This window comes from Agrobacterium sp. OT33 (assembly GCF_017313365.1).
Taxonomy (GTDB): domain Bacteria; phylum Pseudomonadota; class Alphaproteobacteria; order Rhizobiales; family Rhizobiaceae; genus Agrobacterium; species Agrobacterium rhizogenes_A.
Genome location: NZ_JAFLMZ010000004.1, coordinates 418109 through 438843, shown reverse-complemented (window position 1 = coordinate 438843; position 20735 = coordinate 418109). Strand labels below are relative to the sequence as shown.

The window sequence follows — 20735 nt, the reverse complement described above, 5'->3', positions numbered from 1 at the left end:
GCGCCCGGATGTCCGGATGTCCTCCCGAAACGCACAAGGACAGAGTTTTATGGCCGAAAATTCCTCCGCAGATAATTTCCCCGCCGGATATGAAGTGCCCAAGGTCTGGACCTGGGACAAGGGCAATGGCGGCCAGTTCGCCAATATCAATCGCCCGATTGCCGGTCCCACCCATGAAAAGGAACTGCCGGTCGGCAAACATCCGCTGCAGCTTTATTCGCTGGCGACGCCGAATGGTCAGAAGGTCACCATCATGCTGGAAGAATTGCTGGCCGCCGGCCACAAGGGCGCCGACTATGATGCCTGGCTGATCAGGATCGGCGAAGGCGACCAGTTCGGTTCCGGCTTCGTTGGCGTCAATCCGAATTCCAAGATCCCGGCGCTGATGGATCATTCGACGCCTGAGCCGACGCGCGTTTTCGAAAGCGGTTCGATCCTCGTTTATCTCGCGGAAAAATTCGGCGCTTTCCTGCCGAAAGAGGGCAATGCCCGCACGCAGGCGCTGAACTGGCTGTTCTGGCAGATGGGCTCCGCCCCCTTCCTCGGCGGCGGTTTCGGCCATTTTTATGCCTATGCGCCGGTGAAGATCAAATACGCCATCGACCGTTACGCCATGGAAGTCAAACGCCAGCTTGACGTGCTGGACCGGCATCTGGCTGAGAACCGCTATCTCGCGGGTTCGGAATATACCATCGCCGACATGGCCGTCTGGCCGTGGTATGGAAAGATCGCGCTCGGTCAGGCCTATGGCGATGCCGGTGCTTTCCTTGAAGCCGATGGCTACAGACACGTCATGCGCTGGACGCTCGAAATCGGCGAACGCCCGGCGGTCAAGCGCGGCGTGATCGTCAACAAGACCTCGGGCGATCCGTCCGAACAATTGCATGAACGCCACGATGCCTCCGACTTCGAGACGAAGACGCAGGATAAGATCGGCAGGGCATAAGGAAAGATTAGAGCGCCAAAAGCGCTCTAACTATTTGAATTGACGCATTTCCGGACGTAAAAGCAAGGCAGCTTTTACTGGAAATGTTCTGGAAGGACTAGAGATGGCGAACCTGCCCGAAATGACCAAACACAAGGGATTCCCCTCCGGCATGCCGAGTACGGGCGTCCAGTTCACCATCCGCCGCGCCAACCCCAAAGGGGTAACACCTATCAAGATGATACCCCGCCGGGCGCGCAACGACACCAAGGAGCATCGCATCGATGCCGCCTTCCTGCACTCGCTCTGGCACCATTTCGGTGCCGAGCCTTTCGAGCGCGGCAATCTCGACGCCGCCCGCCTCAACCTGCTGTTCGGCCGCGAGGTGGTGCCGGCGGAGAAGAATTTCGATCCGCTTTCCTATCAGGCGATGCTGGTGATTGACGAGCGCGTCGCGCGGCAGAACTTCCCGGAATCCTTCGAGAATTTTTTCGAGATTTGAGTGTGCTGTCATCCGCCAACGGGGAATGAAATTCGATGTCGACAGCGACCAGCAAATTTCTGAGCTACGTTCTGCGCCATGCGCCTGAAAGTATCGGCCTGACACTTGATGCTCAGGGTTGGGCGGATGTCGCAGATCTGTTGGCAAAGGCGAATGCGAGCGGCACGCCGCTCGATGAGGCAGGCCTTTTTTCGGTCGTCGCAGAAAGCGACAAGAAGCGCTTCACACTGTCGGAAGACGGCCGCCGCATCCGGGCGGCGCAGGGGCATTCCGTGAAGGTCGATCTTGGCCAGCCGCCGGTCGAGCCGCCGCCACAATTGTATCACGGTACGGCGACCCGTTTCCTCGAACCCATCCTGCGGGAAGGCTTGCGCCCGGGGGAAAGGCAACAGGTTCATCTTTCGGCTGACCGGAAGACTGCGATTGCCGTCGGACAGCGGCATGGAAAGCCCGTGGTCCTGATTGTCGATGCCGGCCGGATGTTTGCGGATGGTTACAGTTTCTACCGAGCCGATAACGGTGTTTGGCTGACGGACGCCGTGCCCTTTTCCTATCTGGCTGAGTTCGAGGTTTCCTCAGCGGAGAGCGATGGGTGACGGGCTGACGTTTGGGAATGGAGGAGGGAGGCAAAATGGGTGTCGGCATATTTCAGATCGATATGGATTGGCTGCATCGCTGGCTAGGGCAGCGGCGTAGCGGCGGCGCCCGTAAAGCGCCCGGCACCCGCAACCTCAAACCCAGGATGACGCCGGAGGCTGCACGGCACGATCACCGCCAGATGCTGCGATTCATGGCGCTCAATGCGGCAATCGGTGTTTTGATCGGCATCTGCGTCGGTGCGGGACTGATCCTTCTCGATATCGGTGGCCTTGGCGCGCGCATCGGCCGCGCCGCAAATCCGCTCGTGCCGGTATTGCTGGTCGTCATGCCCATCGCATCCCTGTTCGGTGCCGCCGCCACCGCCTCGGCAATCCTGATGATGCCCTATGAAAAGAAATTCCGCGACGATGATGACGATGCGAGGGGAGAATAACCGCATGATCAAGAAAATCCTCATCGCCAATCGTGGCGAGATCGCCTGCCGGGTCATCAAGACCGCGAAGAAGATGGGCATCGCCACTGTCGCGGTCTATTCGGATGCGGATGCCAATGCGCTGCATGTGAGACAAGCGGATGAGGCCGTTCATATCGGCCCGGCCCCCTCGTCGCAGTCCTATATCGTCATCGATAAAATTCTGGAGGCAATCGCGAAGACCGGGGCGGATGCTGTCCATCCCGGTTACGGCTTCCTGTCGGAAAATGCCGCCTTCGCCGAGGCGCTGGAAAAGGCGGGCGTCGTCTTCATCGGCCCGCCTGTTGGCGCCATCAAGGCCATGGGTGACAAGATCACCTCCAAGAAACTGGCCGCGAAAGCGGGCGTTTCCACCGTTCCCGGCCATATGGGATTGATCGAGGATGCGGATGAGGCGGTGAGGATCGCCTCGCAGATCGGTTATCCCGTCATGATCAAGGCGTCCGCCGGCGGCGGCGGCAAGGGCATGCGCATCGCCTTCAACGATGCCGAGGCGCGTGAGGGTTTCCAGTCCTCGAAAAACGAGGCGAAATCCTCCTTTGGCGACGACCGCATCTTCATCGAAAAATTCGTCACCCAGCCGCGCCACATTGAAATTCAGGTGCTGGGCGACAAGCACGGCAACACACTTTATCTGGGTGAGCGCGAATGCTCGATCCAGCGCCGTAACCAGAAAGTCATCGAGGAAGCGCCATCGCCCTTTCTGGATGAAGCCACCCGCAAAGCCATGGGCGAGCAGGCTGTGGCGCTGGCGAGAGCGGTCGGTTACCATTCGGCCGGCACTGTGGAATTCATCGTCGATGGCGAGAGGAATTTCTACTTTCTGGAAATGAACACCCGCCTGCAGGTGGAGCATCCGGTGACGGAACTCATCACCGGCATCGATCTGGTCGAACAGATGATCCGTGTGGCATCAGGAGAAAAGCTCTCCTTCGGGCAGGCGGATGTGAAGCTGAACGGCTGGGCGATCGAAAGCCGACTTTATGCTGAAGATCCCTATCGCAACTTCCTGCCCTCCATCGGCCGGCTGACGCGATATCGCCCGCCGCAGGAAGGTGCGCAGGAAAACGGCACCGTAATCCGCAATGATAGCGGCGTCTTCGAAGGCGGCGAAATCTCGATGTATTACGATCCGATGATCGCCAAGCTGTGCGCTCTGGGCAAGGATCGTGAAACCGCCATCGATGCCATGGGGCAGGCGCTGGATCGCTTCGAGGTAGAGGGCATCGGCCACAATCTGCCTTTCCTGTCGGCCGTCATGCGGCACGAGCGTTTCCGCGCCGGCCGCCTGACGACGGGCTTTATCGCGGAAGAATTTCCGGAAGGGTTTTCCGGCGTGGAACCGGATGAGGCCGCGGCGCGCCAGCTTTCCGCCATCGCCGCCATCATCCATCAGCGGCTGCAGAGCCGCGCGGTCGAAATTTCCGGCACCATCGGCAATCACCGCCGCATCGTCGGTCAGGACTGGGTGGTGTCATCAGGCGCATCCCGCCACAGGGTCGCCGTTGAAACCGGGGCGGATGGTACGGCGGTCCGTTTTGAAGACGGGGCGGCGCTCACCGTCGATACCGGCTGGCTTCCCGGCCAGAGCCTCGGCCTGTTCACGGTGGCGGATGAGGTTATCGCCGCCAAGGTCGATCTTGCAGGTGCTGCGATCCGCCTGCGCTGGCGCGGCATGGATATTCGTGCCCATGTGCGCAGCCCGCGCGTGGCGGAACTGGCGTTGCTGATGCCGGAAAAACTGCCGCCGGATACATCGAAACTGCTGCTTTGCCCGATGCCGGGCGTCATTACCGGTATTTCCGTGGGTGAGGGCGATGAGGTGGAGGCCGGGCAGGCGCTGGCGACTGTGGAAGCCATGAAGATGGAAAACATCCTGCGTGCGGAAAAACGCGGCCGCGTTGCCAGAGTGGCGGCAAAACCGGGCGACAGCCTCGCGGTGGATGAAGTCATCCTCGAATTCGAGTGACGGCCGCTGCCGTTTTTCCGGAACGCATGTGGGCCGGAGCGGTTTACGGGGTCGGACCTGCGGGCGGATCGTTCGATTTTCGTCACGATCACCCGCCACAGTGCTAAAATGAAATGCAGAAGGGGAGAGATGCATGTCGGGTGAAAAAACGGTGCGGGATTGGCTGCAGCTTGCCGAAAAAGAGCTGAAGCGTTCACCGGAAACGCTCGTCTGGCACACGCCCGAAGGTATCGAGGTCAAGCCGCTCTATACCGCTGACGATCTTCAGAAGATTTCCCATCTCGACAGCCTGCCGGGCTTTGCGCCTTTCACGCGCGGCCCGCGTGCCACCATGTATGCCGGGCGGCCCTGGACCATTCGCCAATATGCCGGTTTTTCCACGGCCGAAGCCTCCAACGCCTTTTACCGCAAGGCGCTGGCCGCCGGTCAGCAGGGTGTTTCGGTTGCCTTCGATCTCGCCACCCATCGCGGTTATGACAGCGATCATCCGCGTGTGGAGGGCGATGTCGGCAAGGCGGGCGTGGCGATCGATAGCGTCGAGGACATGAAAATCCTGTTCGATGGCATTCCGCTCGAAAAAGTCTCGGTGTCGATGACCATGAACGGTGCTGTCATTCCCGTGCTCGCCAGTTTCATCGTTGCGGGGGAAGAGCAGGGCGTGTCCCGCGCCGCCCTTTCCGGCACCATCCAGAACGATATCCTCAAGGAGTTCATGGTCCGCAATACCTATATCTATCCGCCTGAACCCTCGATGCGGATCATTGCCGACATCATCGAATATACGGCGAAGGAGATGCCGAAATTCAACTCCATCTCCATATCCGGCTATCACATGCAGGAAGCGGGCGCGACGCTGGTGCAGGAACTGGCCTTCACGCTGGCGGATGGCCGCGAATATGTGCGGGCGGCATTGGCCAAGGGGCTTAATGTCGATGACTTCGCCGGCCGCCTGTCGTTCTTTTTCGCCATAGGCATGAATTTCTTCATGGAGGCTGCCAAGCTTCGCGCCGCGCGCCTGCTCTGGTCGCGCATCATGGAGGAGTTCAAGCCGCATAAAGCCTCGTCGCTGATGCTGCGCACCCATTGCCAGACCTCGGGTGTCTCGCTGCAGGAGCAGGACCCCTATAACAATATCGTCCGCACCGCTTTCGAGGCCATGTCCGCCGTGCTGGGCGGTACGCAGTCGCTGCACACCAATTCCTTCGATGAGGCGATTGCCCTGCCGACGGAGTTTTCCGCCCGCATCGCCCGCAATACCCAACTTATCCTCCAGCATGAAACCGGCGTTACGAAGGTCGTCGACCCGCTGGCTGGCTCTTATTATGTCGAAAGCCTGACCGATGAGCTGGCTGAGAAGGCGTGGGTGTTGATCGAGGAGGTGGAGGCGCTGGGCGGCATGACAAAAGCCGTGGCGGAAGGCCTGCCGAAACGATTGATCGAGGAGGCGGCGACACGCCGCCAGGCGGCGGTGGACAAGGGTGAGGAAGTCATCGTCGGCGTCAACCGTTACCGTCTCGAAAATGAAGAGGATATCGATGTTCTCGATATCGACAACGCCGCCGTGCGGGCCGCGCAGATCCGCCGCATCGAAGAGACGCGCCGCCGCCGCGATGGCAAGGACGTGACCGCCGCTTTGGCAGCACTTTCCGGAGTCGCCCGCAGCGGCAAGGGCAATATTCTCGAAGCCGCCGTTGTCGCCGCCCGCGCCCGCGCCACGGTGGGAGAGATCTCCGATGCGCTGCGTGCGGCCTTCGGCGATCATGCCGCCGTGCCGGAGGTGGTAAGCGATATTTACGGCGAGGCTTACAAGGATGAGCCGGAACTTGCCACGCTTGCCGCCCGGCTTTCCGGTGTTGCTGAGAGGATCGGCACCAAGCCGCGCATCATGGTCGCCAAGCTCGGGCAGGATGGGCATGATCGCGGCGCGAAGGTCATTGCGTCTGCCTTCGGTGATATCGGTTTCGATGTGCTGGCCGGCCCACTGTTTCAGACACCGGCGGAAGCGGCCGATCTCGCTGTTCAGAACAAGGTGCATGTGGTTGGCATGTCGTCGCTCGCCGCGGGTCACAAGACGCTGGCGCCGCAGCTGGTCGAGGCGCTGAAACAGAAGGGCGCGGAAGACATCATCGTCGTGGTCGGCGGCGTCATTCCGCGGCAGGATTATCAGTTCCTGCTCGACCACGGGGTCTCGGCAATCTTCGGCCCCGGCACCAATGTCATGGATGCCGCCAACAAGGTGCTCGACCTGCTGGAAGGCATCCGGCGGAACGCGTGAGGGAAAGACGGCCATGTTCGGAAGACTAAATCACGTCGCCATCGCGGTGCCCGATCTCGATGCCGCCGTTGCCCGTTACAGGGCGTTGGGCGCAAATGTCTCGGAACCGCAATCGCTACCCGACCACGGCGTGACGGTGGTGTTCATTCAGGCTGACAACACCAAGATCGAGCTTCTTTATCCGCTCGGCGAAAATTCGCCGATAGCCGCGTTTCTCGAGAGAAATCCGGGCGGCGGCACGCACCATCTCTGCTTTGAAGTGCCTGACATTGTCGCGGCCCGCGACGATCTCGTCAAAAAAGGCGTCCGAATTCTGGGTGATGGCGAGCCGAAGATCGGCGCGCATGGCAATCCCGTTCTTTTCCTGCATCCGAAGGATATGGGCGGCGTGCTCTATGAGCTTGAGCAGGTTTCTCAGACATATGGCTGAAACATAAATCTCCTAGAGCATTTCCAGGAAAAGTGGACCCCGGTTTTCCGTTCGGAAATGCGGCAAACAAGGAGTTGGAGCGTTTTCGCGATTCACAGAAAAGCGGAAATGCTCCTGGGAGGATGACGTTGTGAAGCACCGCTCACGGCGGCGCTTTCATTTGCGTTTCCGTGGTTCGTTTGTTTTCTTTTGACATTCGTTTTGTTTTCGTTTTTATATAATTGTCTTTCCATAAGGGGGTTCTCCCCTGCATTGTCGCGGAGGCTTCATGTCCGGCGAAAACATTTTCGATCTTTTTGTCATCGGCGGCGGCATCAATGGCTGCGGCATTGCCCGCGATGCCGTGGGCAGGGGCTATTCCGTGGCGCTTGCGGAAAAGGGCGATTTTGCTTCGGGCACCTCTTCCGCCGCCACCAAGCTCATCCATGGCGGCCTGCGGTATCTCGAACATTACGAATTTCGCCTCGTGCGCGAAGCGCTGATGGAGCGGGAAATCCTCTGGGCCATGGCGCCGCATGTCATCTGGCCCATGCGTTTTGTTCTGCCCATCCAGAAAGGCGGCGTGCGCCCGGCCTGGATGGTCCGGCTCGGCCTGTTTCTTTATGACAATCTCGGCGGCCGCAAGCTTTTGCCGGCGACCCGTACGCTTAATCTTCGCAAGGACCCGGCGGGCAAGCCGCTGAAGCCGGCTTTTGCCAGGGCTTTCGAATATTCCGATGGCTGGGTGGATGATGCCCGTTTCGTGGTCCTCAACGCGCGCGACGCGGCCAATCGCGGCGCGACAATCATGAACCGCACACGCGTCGTTTCCGCACGGCGCGAAGGCGGGTTGTGGCTCATCGAGACGCTGGATGAAAAAACCGGACAGGCGGCCACGCACAAGGCGCGCATGCTGGTGAATGTCGCCGGTCCCTGGGTGGATACCGTGCTTTCAGGCGTCTTCGGCCGCAAGGATGTTCATAATGTCCGGCTCGTACAGGGCAGCCATATCATCGTGCGCAAGAAGTTTTCCGATCCGCGCGCCTATTTTTTCCAGAACCCGGACAACCGCATCATCTTCGCCATTCCCTATGAGCGGGATTTCACGCTGATCGGTACAACGGATCGCGATTACAAGGGTGATCCGGCCAAGGTTCGCATTTCCGAGGAAGAGATTTCCTATCTCTGCAACGCGGCAAGCGACTATTTCAGCGAGCCGGTCCGGCCGGAAGATATCGTCTGGACCTATTCCGGCGTGCGACCGCTTTTTGATGACGGCGCTTCGAAAGCGCAGGAAGCCACACGCGATTATGTGCTGAAGATTGAAGAGGGAGAGGCTCCACTCCTCAATATTTTCGGCGGCAAGCTCACCACCTATCGACGGCTCGCCGAACATGCGCTGGAAAAGATCGGTGCGGCGATCGGTGAAAAGGGCAAGCCGTGGACGGCGGGCTCTCACCTGCCGGGCGGCGATTTCGGCGCTGAGAGATATGAGATGCAGGTGCGGGGGCTTGTTTCCCGTTATCCCTTCCTTGATGGACGCCATGCCGAGCGGCTTGTCAGAAACTACGGCACCAAGGCGGCGGAACTGTTGGGCAGCGCCACCGACGTCTCCGGCCTCGGCCGGCATTTCGGCGGCACGCTTTATGAATGCGAGGTGCGCTGGCTGGTTGAGCATGAATGGGCCTGCGCGGCCGAGGATATTCTCTGGCGGCGCACGAAACAGGGCCTGCGCCTGAACAGGGACGAGGCCGCCGGTCTCGATGACTTCGTGGCTATGCTGATGGGTGGCGGGCAAGAGGCCGAAGCCGTGGCGGAGCGGGCCTGAAAATCCGCTGGTTGCCCCGTCAGCTCGCGGAACTCTTTGCCGGCCTCTCCGGGCCGTCGGCGCTCAGGATATAGTCGTCTGCTGCTGAAAGCGCGTGTTCCATGTGCCCTTCGAACACCAGTTCCGGCTCGTTGGGCGCTATCGCAATTTTCGGCATGCCGCCGAAACGCACCGCCTGCGATTGCGCAAGACCGTCGCGCAGGCCGCTTTCCAGAAGATCGAAATAGCGCGTCCCGGGGCCGGTGATGAAGACCGGCATATGGCCATGCAGGCTGAAGAGGCGTGAAAGGCCGTTGCCAAGCGCAAGGCCGGCGGTGCGGAAGGCGAACCGTGCCATGCGGGCGCCGGTGCGGGCCGAGGCGGCGATCTTGTCCACCTCGGCGATCGGCACGAATTTCGCCGGTTCCGCCTGCGGCGGGGCTTCGAAAGCAGAACGCAGGATGGCGTAAAACCCGGAATAGGCCTCGATGCAGCCTTTGGTGCCGCAACGGCACAACGCGCCGTCGGCCAGATGCAGCATATGGCCGAAATTGGGAGCGCTGACCTCGATTGCGCCGCCCGTCGAGCGGGCGATGCCAAGACCGATGCTGTGGCCGAGCGACAGGGTGACGAGGGCCTCCGGCGCCGGGTTTTCTTTTGCCTGCTCCCGCATCCAGATGGCTTTTGCGGCCAGCAGCGTCTCGTTGTTCAGCGTCACGCGAATGCGGCCGTCCCCGGAAACCAGCCGCTGGAAATCGATCCTCTCGTCACCGAGAACCGGCGACCAGACAAGCGTTGCCGCAGCCGCATCCACCAGCCCCTTGCTGCTGATCGAGACCTGGAGAATATCGTGCCGGTCGATGCGCGAGCGATCGGCAAGCCTTGCGAGACCGGCGAGGATTGCGCCGCCGAATGTGCCTTTTTCAGCCGCGATCCTCTGTTCGGTGAAGCGGTCCACCAGCTTGCCGGCATAATCGACCAGCGAATATTGCACGCTGTCGGATGAGATGATGACGATGGCGACGTGGCAGAAAACGCCACGCGGGCCGAAGAGAATGCGTGGCCGGCCACGGCCGGCGGTGGCGAGCTGCTCTTTCCGCAGAATGAGCCCGGCCCGCTCAAGCTCGGTGGTGATGGCGGAGACGGTTGCGGAGGCAAGCCCGGTGAAAGACGACATGTCGGTATGGGAAAGGCTGCCGTGCAGGCGCAGGGCCGCCATCACCGACAGGCTGTTTTTCTGGCGCACCAGTTCCGTACTTGCAATGGCGGACATGGGCTGGGGCATGCTCCCTGAACGGCCTTTTTCCTGTCGTGCTGATCCACTCTGATGGCGCATGCCAGAGCGAAGATCAAGGCACCCGGATGCTGCCGGCAGCCGTTGTTGACAGCATGGGGAATCTCTGACATTAATTTTCTCGACTGTCGAGAAAATTGTGAAACCACAGAGACCGTCAGCTTTTTTCCGGGCGTTTTCCCTGCATGGAGGTGTGGGGCTTCGCCCTTACCGGGAGGACATCATGAATTCTTTTGCCAAGCTTTTGGCGGGTACAGCCGTACTCGTTTCCCTGCATACCGCGGCTATTGCGGCCGATCTCGTCGTCGGCGTTTCCTGGTCGAACTTCCAGGAAGAGCGCTGGAAAACGGATGAGGCAGCCATCAAGGCGGCGCTCGACAAGGCTGGTGCGAAATACATCTCCGCCGATGCGCAATCATCCGCCGCAAAGCAGCTGACCGACGTGGAGTCGCTGATCTCGCAGGGCGCCAACGCGCTGATCATTCTGGCGCAGGATAGCGACGCGATCGGTCCGGCTGTTGAAAAGGCCGTTGCCGAGGGCATTCCGGTCGTGGGTTACGACCGTCTGATCGAAAACCAGAACGCTTTCTACATCACCTTCGATAACAAGGAAGTCGGTCGTCTGCAGGCTGCCGAAGTCTTCAAGGTGAAGCCCGAAGGTAACTACGTCTTCATCAAGGGCTCTTCTTCCGATCCGAATGCGGACTTCCTGTTCGCCGGTCAGCAGGAAGTGCTGAAGGCGGCCATTGACGGCGGCAAGATCAAGAATGTCGGCGAAGCCTATACGGATGGCTGGAAGCCGGAAAATGCCCAGAAGAACATGGAACAGTTCCTGACCAAGAATAATAACAAGGTCGATGCGGTCGTCGCCTCGAATGACGGCACCGCCGGCGGTGCAATCGCCGCTCTCGCCGCGCAGGGCATGGCCGGTTCGGTTCCCGTTTCCGGTCAGGATGCTGACTTCGCCGCGCTCAACCGCGTCGCGCTCGGCACGCAGACGGTATCGGTCTGGAAAGACAGCCGCGAACTCGGCAAGGAAGCGGCCGGCATCGCGCTGGAACTGGCCGGCGGCAAGAAGATGGCGGAAATCAAGGGCGTCACCACCTTTGATGGCGGTCCGAAGAAAGTGGCGATGCAATCGGTCTTCCTCAAGCCGATCGCCATCACCAGGGACAATCTGAACGTCGTCATCGACGCCGGCTGGATCAAGAAGGAAACGGCCTGCCAGGGTGTGAAGGCCGGAACCGTCAAAGCCTGCGATTGATCGAATAGGTCGCGGTTCGGGCGCTGCGCCATGGTTCATGGCGCGGCGCCTTTTAGAGCATTTCCAGGAAAAGTGGGCCCCGGTTTTCCGTTCGGAAATGCGCAAAACAAAGAGTTAGAGCATTTCCAGGAAAAGTGGAGCCCGGTTTTCCGTCCGGAAATGTGCCAGAACAAAGCGTTGGAGCGTTTTCGCGATTCAGGGAAAAGCGAAAGCGCTCCAAGATGTGAGGAGCACCGGCAGTACATGGCCGATATGACCCAATCCAATTCCACAGCGTCGCAAAAGACGGAAAAGACAGGCTCGATAACGCGCTTCATCAGCGCCACCGAGCTGGATACCAGACTGCTCGGCATGGTCGGCGCGCTTCTTCTGATCTGGATCGGATTTCATATCCTGTCCGGCGGCCTGTTCCTGACGCCGCGAAACCTCTGGAACCTCTCGGTGCAGACCGCCTCCGTCGCAGTCATGGCAACCGGCATGGTGCTTGTTATCGTTACCCGCAATATCGATCTGTCGGTCGGGTCGATCCTCGGTTTTTCCGGCATGATCATGGGTGTCATGCAGGCGGAAATCCTGCCGCAGATACTCGGTTTCGAACATTGGGCCACATGGATCGTCACGCTTCTCACCGGCATTCTCGTTGGCGGCGCGATCGGCATGTTGCAGGGCTCCATCGTCGCCTTCCTCAACGTGCCGTCCTTCATCGTCACGCTTGGTGGCCTGCTGGTCTGGCGCGGCGGCACGTGGTTCATCACCAGCGGCCGCACCGTGGCGCCGATGGATTCCACCTTCCGCCTGATGGGCGGCGGCACTAGCGGTTCGATCGGCGCGACATGGAGCTGGATCGCAGCCGTCGTCGCCTGTGTCGCCATTGTGGCGGCCATCCTGAATTCCCGCCACCAGCGCCGCCGTTTCGGTTTTCCGCTGCGGCCGGTCTGGGCGGAATATTTTCTGGTGGCGCTCGGCTGCCTCGTCGTTATCGGCTTCGTAACCGTGGTCAACAGCTACCCATGGCCGGTCAACATCGCCCGCAACTATGCCGATGCCAATGGTATCGCCTGGCCTGAAGGCGGTCTGTTCATTTCGCACGGTATCGCCATTCCGGTGCTGATGGCGCTTGCCGTCGGTGCGGTCATGACCTTCATCGCCACACGGCTGCGTTTCGGGCGTTATGTCTTCGCCATCGGCGGCAATCCGGAAGCAGCCGAACTCGCCGGCATCAAGACCCGCTGGGTGACGGTAAAGATCTTCACGCTGATGGGCGTTCTGTGCGCCATCGCCGCAGCCATCTCCACCGCCCGCCTCAACGCGGCCACCAATGCCCAGGGCGAACTGGATGAGCTTTACACCATCGCGGCGGCCGTCATCGGCGGTACCTCGCTCGCCGGCGGTGTCGGCACCATAGCGGGTGCGATGCTTGGCGCGCTCGTCATGCAATCGCTGCAATCCGGCATGGTGCTGGTGGGCATCGATACGCCCTTCCAGCGCATCGTCGTCGGTGTGGTCCTGGTCGTCGCCGTCTGGCTCGACACCATCTACCGCGCCCGCGCCAAGTAAGAACCGAGGAGAACTCCTATGACCGACCAAGTCACGCCCCTCGTGGAAATGCGCAATATTTCCATTTCCTTCGGCGGCATCCATGCGGTGGAAAACGCCTCTGTCGATCTTTTCCCCGGTGAGGTGGTCGCCCTTCTCGGCCACAACGGCGCGGGCAAATCGACCCTTATCAAGATTCTTTCCGGCGCCTATCGGCGCGATGGCGGTGATATTCTCATCAATGGCGAGGATGCCGATATCCGCAATCCCCGCGACGCCAAGAAATACGGTATCGAGACCATCTACCAGACGCTTGCCGTGGCCGATAATGTCGATGCGGCCGCCAATCTTTATCTCGGCCGCGAGCTGAAGACGAAATGGGGCACGCTTGACGATGTCGCCATGGAGGCTTCCGCCCGCGAGGTGATGGGGCGTCTCAACCCCAATTTCCGGCGGTTCAAGGAACCGGTGAAGGCACTGTCCGGCGGCCAGCGGCAATCCGTCGCCATTGCCCGCGCCATTCTGTTCGATGCCCGCATCCTCATCATGGACGAGCCGACGGCCGCGCTAGGGCCACAGGAAACGGCGCAGGTGGGCGATCTGGTCAAGGAGCTGAAACGGCAGGGCATCGGCATCTTCCTCATCAGCCACGATATTCACGACGTTTTCGATCTGGCCGACAGGGTCTTCGTGATGAAGAACGGCAAGGTGGTGGGCCATGCCCGCACGCAGGATGTCACCAAGGACGAGGTGCTTGGCATGATCATTCTGGGCAAGGTGCCGGCGGGTGCTGTGCCGGGGCCCGGTGCGGTCGTATCCTGAATTCAGTGAAATAAAGATATAAAGATTTCTTTATGTCTATTGACATCGTGACGCCCGTGGTGAGAAATGCGGGTGTCATGGTTCTCCGGGCTTGTTTGTTCGATCCCGGAGCTAAGAGGGAATCCGGTGCGCCGACGATTGGCAAGACCGGAGCTGCCCCCGCAACTGTAAGCGGCGAGCCTTTGTCCAACACGTCACTGGGATAAACCCCGGGAAGACGGGCAAAGGCGACGACCCGTAAGCCAGGAGACCTGCCAGGACAAAATAACGTCCACGGGCGGGGTGTCCCGGTGGTTGCTGCAATGGTCCGGCACAGGCCGGGCCTGCACGCGTCCGCTTTACCCATGCCCCCACAACCAAATGGGGTATGACAATGCCAGACAAGACCATTCCAGTCGCATCGCTCGGTTTTCCGAGGATCGGACGCCATCGTGAACTGAAGTTCGCGCTTGAAGGCTTCTGGTCCGGCAAGATTTCCGAGACGGAACTGCTCGAAACAGCTGCCCGGCTGCGCGCCGAAAACTGGGCGCTTCAGCAGCAAAAGGGGATTACCCATATCCCTTCCAATGATTTCTCCCTCTACGACCATGTTCTTGATACGGCCGTGATGGTGGGTGCCATTCCCTCGGTTTACGAATGGACGGGTGGAGATGTCTCCCTGTCGACCTATTTCGCCATGGCGCGCGGCAGCCAGAGCGAGGCCCATGCGGATTGCGGCCACGCTCACGGGCAAAATGCCCGTCACGGTCAGGGTGTTCCGGCGCTGGAAATGACCAAGTGGTTCGATACGAATTATCACTACATGGTGCCGGAGGTTTCCGGGGATCAGCATTTCGTGCTCACCTCGCAAAAGCCCGTCGAGCATTTCCTTGAGGCGAAGGCGCTTGGCATTCACACTCGGCCCGTTATCCTCGGACCGGTCACCTTCCTGAAGCTCGCCAAGGCGCGGGAGGCCGCGTTCAAGCCGCTCGATCTGCTGGCGAAGCTGCTGCCGGTTTATGCGGAATTGCTGCGCCGCCTGCAGGCCGCCGGTGCCGACTGGGTGCAGATTGACGAACCGGTTGCGGTGCTGGATCTTTCCGAAGGTGAGCGCCATGCGCTTGCCGTCGCCTATCAAGCCCTGTCGAAAGCCGCGCCGGATCTGAAAATCCTGCTCGCCACCTATTTCGGTGGACTCGAGGACAATCTCGAAGCTGTCACGGCGCTGCCGGTTGCGGGCCTTCATGTGGATATGGTGCGAGCACCCGGCGCATTCGAGGCGGTGTTGAAGGCGTTGCCCGCCGGCCGGGTCCTCTCCCTCGGCGTTATTGATGGTCGCAACATCTGGCGTGCCGATCTTGCCGCAATCGTCACGCGGCTGGAGGTGGCCATTGCCGCGCGGGGTCTGGAAGCGTTTCAAATCGCGCCTTCCTGCTCGCTGCTGCATGTTCCGGTCGATCTCGAACTGGAAACCGGCCTCGACGCCGATCTGAAAAGCTGGCTTTCCTTCGCCACCCAGAAGCTCGATGAGCTTGCCACGCTTGGCAAGGCTCTAGGTGAGGGCAAGGCCACTGTTGCGGCGGAACTGGAGGCTGCCTCGAAAGCGGTTGCCGCACGCGCATCCTCACCAAAGGTGACGGATGCCACCGTGCAAAAGCGTATCGCAACGATTGGCGAGGCCGACAGGAAACGGGTGAGCCCATTTGTCGAGCGTCAGAAGGTGCAGTCGCAGGCCATTGCACTGCCGCTTTTCCCGACGACGACCATCGGTTCCTTCCCGCAGACGCCAGAGGTGCGCAAGGCCCGATCGGCGCATTCGAAGGGCGCCCTGACCGATGCGCAATACGAAGGTTTCCTGCAGAAGGAAACCGAAGCGACCATTCGCTGGCAGGAGGAAATCGGCCTTGATGTTCTCGTCCACGGTGAGTTCGAGCGCAACGACATGGTGCAATATTTCGGCGAACAGCTTTCAGGCTTCGCCTTCACCCGGCATGCATGGGTGCAGAGTTACGGCTCGCGTTACGTCCGCCCGCCGATCATCTTCGGTGATGTGGCGCGGCCGAAACCCATGACGGTTCGCTGGTGGGAATATTCGCAGTCACTCACTGATAAGCCCGTCAAGGGCATGTTGACCGGCCCGGTGACGATCCTGAACTGGTCTTTCGTCCGCGATGATATCGCAAGAAGCCTGACGTGCCGGCAGATCGCGCTCGCCATTCGCGATGAGGTCAATGATCTCGAGGCTGCCGGTGCGCAGATGATCCAGATCGACGAGGCAGCTCTTCGTGAAGGTTTACCGCTGCGCCACCGGGACTGGCAGGATTATCTCGGCTGGGCCGTGGAGTGCTTCCGCATTTGCTCGAGCGGCGTGGACGACCGGACGCAGGTGCACACCCATATGTGCTATTCCGAATTCAACCAGATCATCGACGCGATCGCGGCGATGGACGCCGACGTGATCTCCATCGAGACGTCACGCTCGAAGATGGAACTGCTGGATGCCTTCCGGACCTACAAATATCCGAACCAGATCGGTCCCGGCGTTTACGACATCCATTCGCCACGCGTGCCGGCCGTGGGCGAGATGGTCGATCTTCTGGCGCTGGCGCGGCAACGGCTTGACGACCGGCAACTCTGGATCAATCCCGATTGCGGCCTGAAAACCCGTAAATGGGAGGAGGTCAGGCCGGCGCTCGTCAACATGGTTGCGGCCGCTGTGGAACTTCGGCGAACGGTATCCTGATAATGGACGAGGCCCGGCGAAAGACCGGGCCTCGATCATCATTTGCGATGAAATCCCTTGGGAGGGGCTATGCGAATATCCGCAGACGCAGGATGCGCCGATTAACCTTGGATGGCCCCGGCTGGAGGACGGTGCGGGGTACACCCTGTCTCGCGCATCGATGCGGCTGTGGACATGAAATTGCTCAATGCAGATCGGCCTGCGCGAAAGCACCGGCATTCAGCTCAACGGCTGCGGGCGGCAGGCCGTGCTGATTGATATCCTGGGCCAGCGACAACAGCGCCATTTCCAGGAAATAGGTCGACATGCCCAGTTCCATGGATTTCGAGCGCTGGCAAAGATAGGAAACCATCCTTCCAAGCGCCAGAATCTCGTCTGCATTGTCCTGTTCAAGTATTACTGTGGTAGACGCCGCCATGCTTCCCTCTCGACAATCGACAGTATGAAAACGCGCTGATGCCGCGTTATTCATTTTCGACCATATCGAGCGTCACGCGAGCGTCACACCTGCGTTACTCGTCGTTTTTCTTTTCCGGCGCGGATGTGTTTTCCGCCGTTTCGGTTGCGGCGAGCGACGTCACGAGGGCGACGATGCTGCGGCGAACGCTTGCGCTCTTGATTCGCGAAAAGGCCTGATTGAGCGAAAATCCTTCATTCGAAGCGACAAAGGACTGCATGGCGTTTATCGAGCCGATGGCCGGATTGTCGTTTCCGACATCGGGTGTGGCATTGGCGAAAAGCGAGCTGACGTCGACACCGAGAACCGATGCAATGGCCTGCAGACGCGATGCACCAACGCGATTGGCGCCTTTTTCGTACTTCTGGACCTGCTGAAAGGTAATGCCGAGCCGGCCGGCCAGAGCGCTCTGGCTCATGCCGAGCGACTTGCGTCGCATTCTGATCTGGGTTCCCACATGCACGTCGATCGGGCTGGGAAGTTTGGGCTGCATAATAAATTCCTCCATGGGTGAGGGTCTTAAATCGGATAATTATCAATTAATATTGTTGAAGGTAGACATTCAACACAATTTCCACGGGTAATATGAACCTTTGTTGACAAGATAACGCGGTTTTTACAGTGGCGGGACACTCGCCGGAGCCCGGCGCATAACCTTTGTAGCGCAACGCAACGCCCCGTTGCGGCTTGCAAGATGGCTCCATCCCGCCACGCCAATGGAATCAAAACCGAGCCCTTTCCAGATTTTCCGGTTCTCTTCATCGAACCATTCAAGCGTCTCCCTGTCGCCGAAATGGGGCAGCCAGACGAATGGCTGTATTTGACCCGGTCGTGCGACATTTTCAAGAATGACATTGTTGTAAAGTCGCGGAATGCATTTGTTGCTGTCGATGGCCGGTGAAACGGGAATGGGATTTCGCGTTATCGCAAACCCTTGCCGGATGAGCGAAAGCACGGAAGCATCGAGTTTTTGTTTGAGAGCGCTGACTGCACGGGCGCTGCATCCCCCATGCGCCATGGGCTCGGCGACCAGAAGCAGCGGGCGGCCGTCCCGCCTGAGACCGGTGACGGAAACGAACTGGTCAACATGGAAACCGCATTGGTGCATTTTCCCGTCGGGCATGGTCGAAGGGGGCGTTTTTACAGGGGAAAGGCCGGCCGGGGCGGCAGAGGCACCCAGATCTTCCGGCCGATATCCGAAACTGTATAGCGTCCTGCCATCGAGAGCCTGTATCCTTTGTTGCTGTTGCAAATGCCCGGCGGGGCGACCACCGGTCCCGCCGCCCTGCAGGCTTGAGTGACCCACCAGTCGAAAATCCGGACCGACCAGCTGGTTGCCACCATCCAGAAGGATGTCCGAAGCGGCGGTCGCGAGCCCGAAACGATTGGCGAGTGCGTCGGCACAGGGGTTTCCCCTCGCTGAAACCAGTTCAGTCGTTGCGCCATCGCTCCCGGCCCGGACATGGAACACATCCTGTATCCAGGGATGCGCGATGTTGCCGTTTGCATCGAGGGCAAGCAGCTCAGTGGCGCAGGTGATCGCAAGCCCGCCAAGCCAGTGCCGCGCGGATGGAATGCAGGCCCGGTCGATGACGATGACGGCTATTATCTCGCGGGGCAGGGCCGAAAGCAGGTTTCCGAGGGGAATGAGCGGTGAAACGTCTTCTCTGTCGTTGCCATCTGTAAAAAAAGCTGTCGGGAGCGCGAATGCGATTGTGTGGATCAGTCCGCCACAATCGGGAACGAGGGACGGGAACCGGGCAGCCGTCACGGCGTATTTTCTCCCGCCATGCGCCGCGCTGCCAATTGCTGAAAAAACACGGTGTTCTGGAATTTCCACGATGTCGGTGGCGGGCTCGGCAGGTCTCCCGTATCGAGCATCGCCAGCAGTCTGGCCGCGTCGTTTCTTTTTAAGGAAACCGCCTCTTTCGCCAGCATATTCGCGAATTCCAAGCCAAGCCGTGCTTCAGCGGCGATGGTGCGCCATGTTCTGCGGGTGAAATGCAGCTGTCGGGCGGCGCGCAGCAGGGTGCCGTGTTCTTCCGGTGTGACTTTATCGTGGCATGCCTGCAGCGTGGCTTCGGCATCGACCAGTGCGATCGTCAGCGGGCGATAACCGAGTTCAGCCGGCGCATGGCTCACCGCCACATCCGCATCGGAAAAACGCTGCCCGTCGCGATAGGACTCGAAGATGTCGCCGATACCGATCATGCCGAAGGCGGCGCATTCCGCGGCCCTCAGGGCGCCCATGCTGGCGGCGCCGAGAATGGCGACGCCGGATGACAGGGCATGCAGGATTTCCTTGTGCCAGACGGCGGCGCAATCGCCATAAAGGCCGTCAATCAGGCCGATCGTTCGGGCACCCTGCTGCACCGCATCGAAAATATCGCCGCAGGCAGCCGGCCCGCGCAGATCGACCTGCGGGATTTCTTCGCCTGCGATGCCGTGAATGGAAGGACCTGCAAAAACCACGGTCGTCATCGAAGGCCTCCGGCACTGAGGAAATGATCGAGCGTTCGTGGCGAGATATTCTGCAGGCCACCGCTGGTCGGGGTGAGGCCGCTCGCCAGAACCCGCACGACATGGAGGCCCGCAACACCCGTTTCCAGCGTAAAGACATGAATATCGTCGATCCCCGCGTCGAAAAGGCATTGTGCAAGCAGGCGCCAGGACGGCAGAGTTTGATCGCCCTGTGCAAGATCAAGCCGCACCGGGGTCCGTTCCACCGGTTGCCGGCCGGACGCGGGCGCGGTCAACATCTCCCGCTGGTAACGCAGCGGAGAGAGATCGTCCCTGGCGCCGCTAATATCCGTTAGCCGCGACTGGATCGCTTCGAGCAGCGCCGCAACGGCGGCGTCATAGGTTCCGGGCCGGCAGGCAGCACCCGCCGCGCTGCGGGTTGCGGGCCCGTCCTGCGCGTTGACGGAGCGGGGAAGGCTTGCGATCACCACCGGCACGCCAAGCGCATTCGTCATGTCGAAGAAGGACGGCGTCAGATCAATGTCCGAAAGCCGTTGGACAAGGCTGTCAAAGGACGCATCGACACCGGCCGGAAACGCGACCGGCTCCGGCACGATTGTTCGGGTTTCGAAGGTGTCGACGAGAAAACAGGCGTCGTTTTCGATGAGTTCGAGCAGGGCGTGGAAAACCGCATGGTCATGGTCAAACCCCGCCGCGAGACCTTGCGAGCTCATCAGGAAGGCGTGCCGGTCCCAGGGGAAATCCGTGCGGAAATCCATGCCGACAAGTTCGTAGGGCGCGAATACGTCGCGCTGCTGGCGAACGGATATTCCTTTCACCCAGGCACGCTCGCGCCGCACATCGAGCCGGTCGGGATCGACACGGCCGATGGTCTCGAACGGGACGAGGGGAATGCCTTTTTCCCGCAGGTCCTGAAGGGAGCCAAAGGTGGAGAGATGTTTGCGGGTATCTTCGGCGACCGCGCCTTCGATCGCTTCCATGATCGCCGAGAGCCGGGCCTGTTCCGCAACAAGTCCCTTGCCCTGCGAAACCGAAAGCCCGCGTGAATTGGGGCGCACCGCAAACCAGACGGGTATGCCGATAATGTCGAGACCGGTCACATCGCCGACACGGGTAATCCCGAACCGCCGCAGCAGTTCGGGATCGAAGAACGAAGCGTCTGCATGTCCTGGGGCCGCTGTCGCTGATATGGGAGCACCG

The 20735-nt window shown here is 60.3% G+C and carries 18 protein-coding genes and 1 riboswitch; of the genes, 12 read left to right on the top strand and 6 right to left on the bottom strand.

Going from position 1 to position 20735, the window contains the following annotated elements; all coding sequences use genetic code 11:
• Window positions 1-49: 49 nt before the first annotated feature.
• The 8 genes from yghU (at window position 50) to JZX88_RS12440 (ending at window position 8980) form a co-directional block, all read left to right on the top strand.
• Window positions 50-946: a glutathione-dependent disulfide-bond oxidoreductase gene (gene yghU / locus JZX88_RS12475; protein ID WP_206913776.1), complete on the top strand. Its 897-nt coding sequence runs from the start codon at window positions 50-52 to the stop codon at window positions 944-946.
• Window positions 947-1049: 103 nt separating this feature from the next.
• Complete coding sequence (locus JZX88_RS12470; RefSeq protein WP_003520841.1) at window positions 1050-1427, top strand: hypothetical protein; 378 nt, start codon at window positions 1050-1052, stop codon at window positions 1425-1427.
• 35 nt (window positions 1428-1462) lie between these two features.
• Window positions 1463-2023 (top strand): RNA 2'-phosphotransferase, encoded by a 561-nt coding sequence (locus JZX88_RS12465; protein WP_110757704.1) that lies wholly within the window; start codon window positions 1463-1465, stop codon window positions 2021-2023.
• Between the two features lie 35 nt (window positions 2024-2058).
• Window positions 2059-2460 carry a hypothetical protein gene (locus JZX88_RS12460; RefSeq protein ID WP_174034007.1) on the top strand — a complete coding sequence of 134 codons (402 nt, stop codon included), beginning with the start codon at window positions 2059-2061 and terminating at the stop codon, window positions 2458-2460.
• Window positions 2461-2464: 4 nt separating this feature from the next.
• Window positions 2465-4468 (top strand): acetyl/propionyl/methylcrotonyl-CoA carboxylase subunit alpha, encoded by a 2004-nt coding sequence (locus JZX88_RS12455; protein ID WP_206913775.1) that lies wholly within the window; start codon window positions 2465-2467, stop codon window positions 4466-4468.
• 133 nt (window positions 4469-4601) lie between these two features.
• Window positions 4602-6743: a methylmalonyl-CoA mutase gene (gene scpA, locus JZX88_RS12450; protein WP_206913774.1), complete on the top strand. Its 2142-nt coding sequence runs from the start codon at window positions 4602-4604 to the stop codon at window positions 6741-6743.
• A gap of 13 nt (window positions 6744-6756) precedes the next feature.
• Window positions 6757-7173: a methylmalonyl-CoA epimerase gene (mce, locus tag JZX88_RS12445; RefSeq protein ID WP_065118003.1), complete on the top strand. Its 417-nt coding sequence runs from the start codon at window positions 6757-6759 to the stop codon at window positions 7171-7173.
• A gap of 268 nt (window positions 7174-7441) precedes the next feature.
• A complete protein-coding gene (locus JZX88_RS12440) occupies window positions 7442-8980 on the top strand; it encodes a glycerol-3-phosphate dehydrogenase (protein WP_206913773.1) in 1539 nt (512 codons plus the stop codon).
• Window positions 8981-8999: 19 nt separating this feature from the next.
• Here the strand turns inward: JZX88_RS12440 and JZX88_RS12435 are convergent, their stop codons facing one another.
• Window positions 9000-10232 carry an ROK family transcriptional regulator gene (locus JZX88_RS12435; protein ID WP_206913772.1) on the bottom strand — a complete coding sequence of 411 codons (1233 nt, stop codon included), beginning with the start codon at window positions 10230-10232 and terminating at the stop codon, window positions 9000-9002.
• Window positions 10233-10476: 244 nt separating this feature from the next.
• On the opposite strand from JZX88_RS12435, the gene xylF reads away from it, so the two are divergent.
• The 4 genes from xylF (at window position 10477) to metE (ending at window position 16597) form a co-directional block, all read left to right on the top strand.
• Window positions 10477-11517 carry a D-xylose ABC transporter substrate-binding protein gene (xylF, locus tag JZX88_RS12430; RefSeq protein WP_174031494.1) on the top strand — a complete coding sequence of 347 codons (1041 nt, stop codon included), beginning with the start codon at window positions 10477-10479 and terminating at the stop codon, window positions 11515-11517.
• Between the two features lie 252 nt (window positions 11518-11769).
• On the top strand, window positions 11770-13074 hold the full coding sequence (locus JZX88_RS12425) for a sugar ABC transporter permease (protein ID WP_371741118.1): 1305 nt from the start codon (window positions 11770-11772) through the stop codon (window positions 13072-13074).
• Window positions 13075-13092: 18 nt separating this feature from the next.
• Window positions 13093-13875 (top strand): ATP-binding cassette domain-containing protein, encoded by a 783-nt coding sequence (locus tag JZX88_RS12420; RefSeq protein ID WP_065118008.1) that lies wholly within the window; start codon window positions 13093-13095, stop codon window positions 13873-13875.
• Window positions 13876-13936: 61 nt separating this feature from the next.
• Window positions 13937-14149, top strand: a riboswitch (cobalamin riboswitch).
• 99 nt (window positions 14150-14248) lie between these two features.
• Entirely contained in the window at window positions 14249-16597 is a 2349-nt protein-coding gene (gene metE, locus JZX88_RS12415; RefSeq protein ID WP_206913771.1) for a 5-methyltetrahydropteroyltriglutamate--homocysteine S-methyltransferase, read from the top strand.
• 184 nt (window positions 16598-16781) lie between these two features.
• Here metE and JZX88_RS12410 read toward each other — a convergent pair whose 3' ends face one another.
• From JZX88_RS12410 to JZX88_RS12390, 5 genes are all read right to left on the bottom strand, one after another.
• Window positions 16782-17015, bottom strand: coding sequence for a hypothetical protein (locus tag JZX88_RS12410; protein ID WP_065118009.1), 234 nt, complete (start codon window positions 17013-17015; stop codon window positions 16782-16784).
• A 94-nt stretch (window positions 17016-17109) separates the two neighbouring features.
• Window positions 17110-17547 carry a helix-turn-helix domain-containing protein gene (locus JZX88_RS12405; protein ID WP_065118010.1) on the bottom strand — a complete coding sequence of 146 codons (438 nt, stop codon included), beginning with the start codon at window positions 17545-17547 and terminating at the stop codon, window positions 17110-17112.
• Between the two features lie 123 nt (window positions 17548-17670).
• A complete protein-coding gene (locus JZX88_RS12400; protein WP_206913770.1) occupies window positions 17671-18825 on the bottom strand; it encodes a hypothetical protein in 1155 nt (384 codons plus the stop codon).
• Window positions 18822-19535 (bottom strand): TfuA-like protein, encoded by a 714-nt coding sequence (locus tag JZX88_RS12395; protein ID WP_206913769.1) that lies wholly within the window; start codon window positions 19533-19535, stop codon window positions 18822-18824. Before JZX88_RS12395 ends, JZX88_RS12400 begins: the two co-directional genes overlap by 4 nt.
• A complete protein-coding gene (locus tag JZX88_RS12390; RefSeq protein ID WP_206913823.1) occupies window positions 19532-20725 on the bottom strand; it encodes a YcaO-like family protein in 1194 nt (397 codons plus the stop codon). The genes JZX88_RS12395 and JZX88_RS12390 overlap by 4 nt, the downstream gene beginning before the upstream one ends.
• Window positions 20726-20735: the final 10 nt, after the last annotated feature.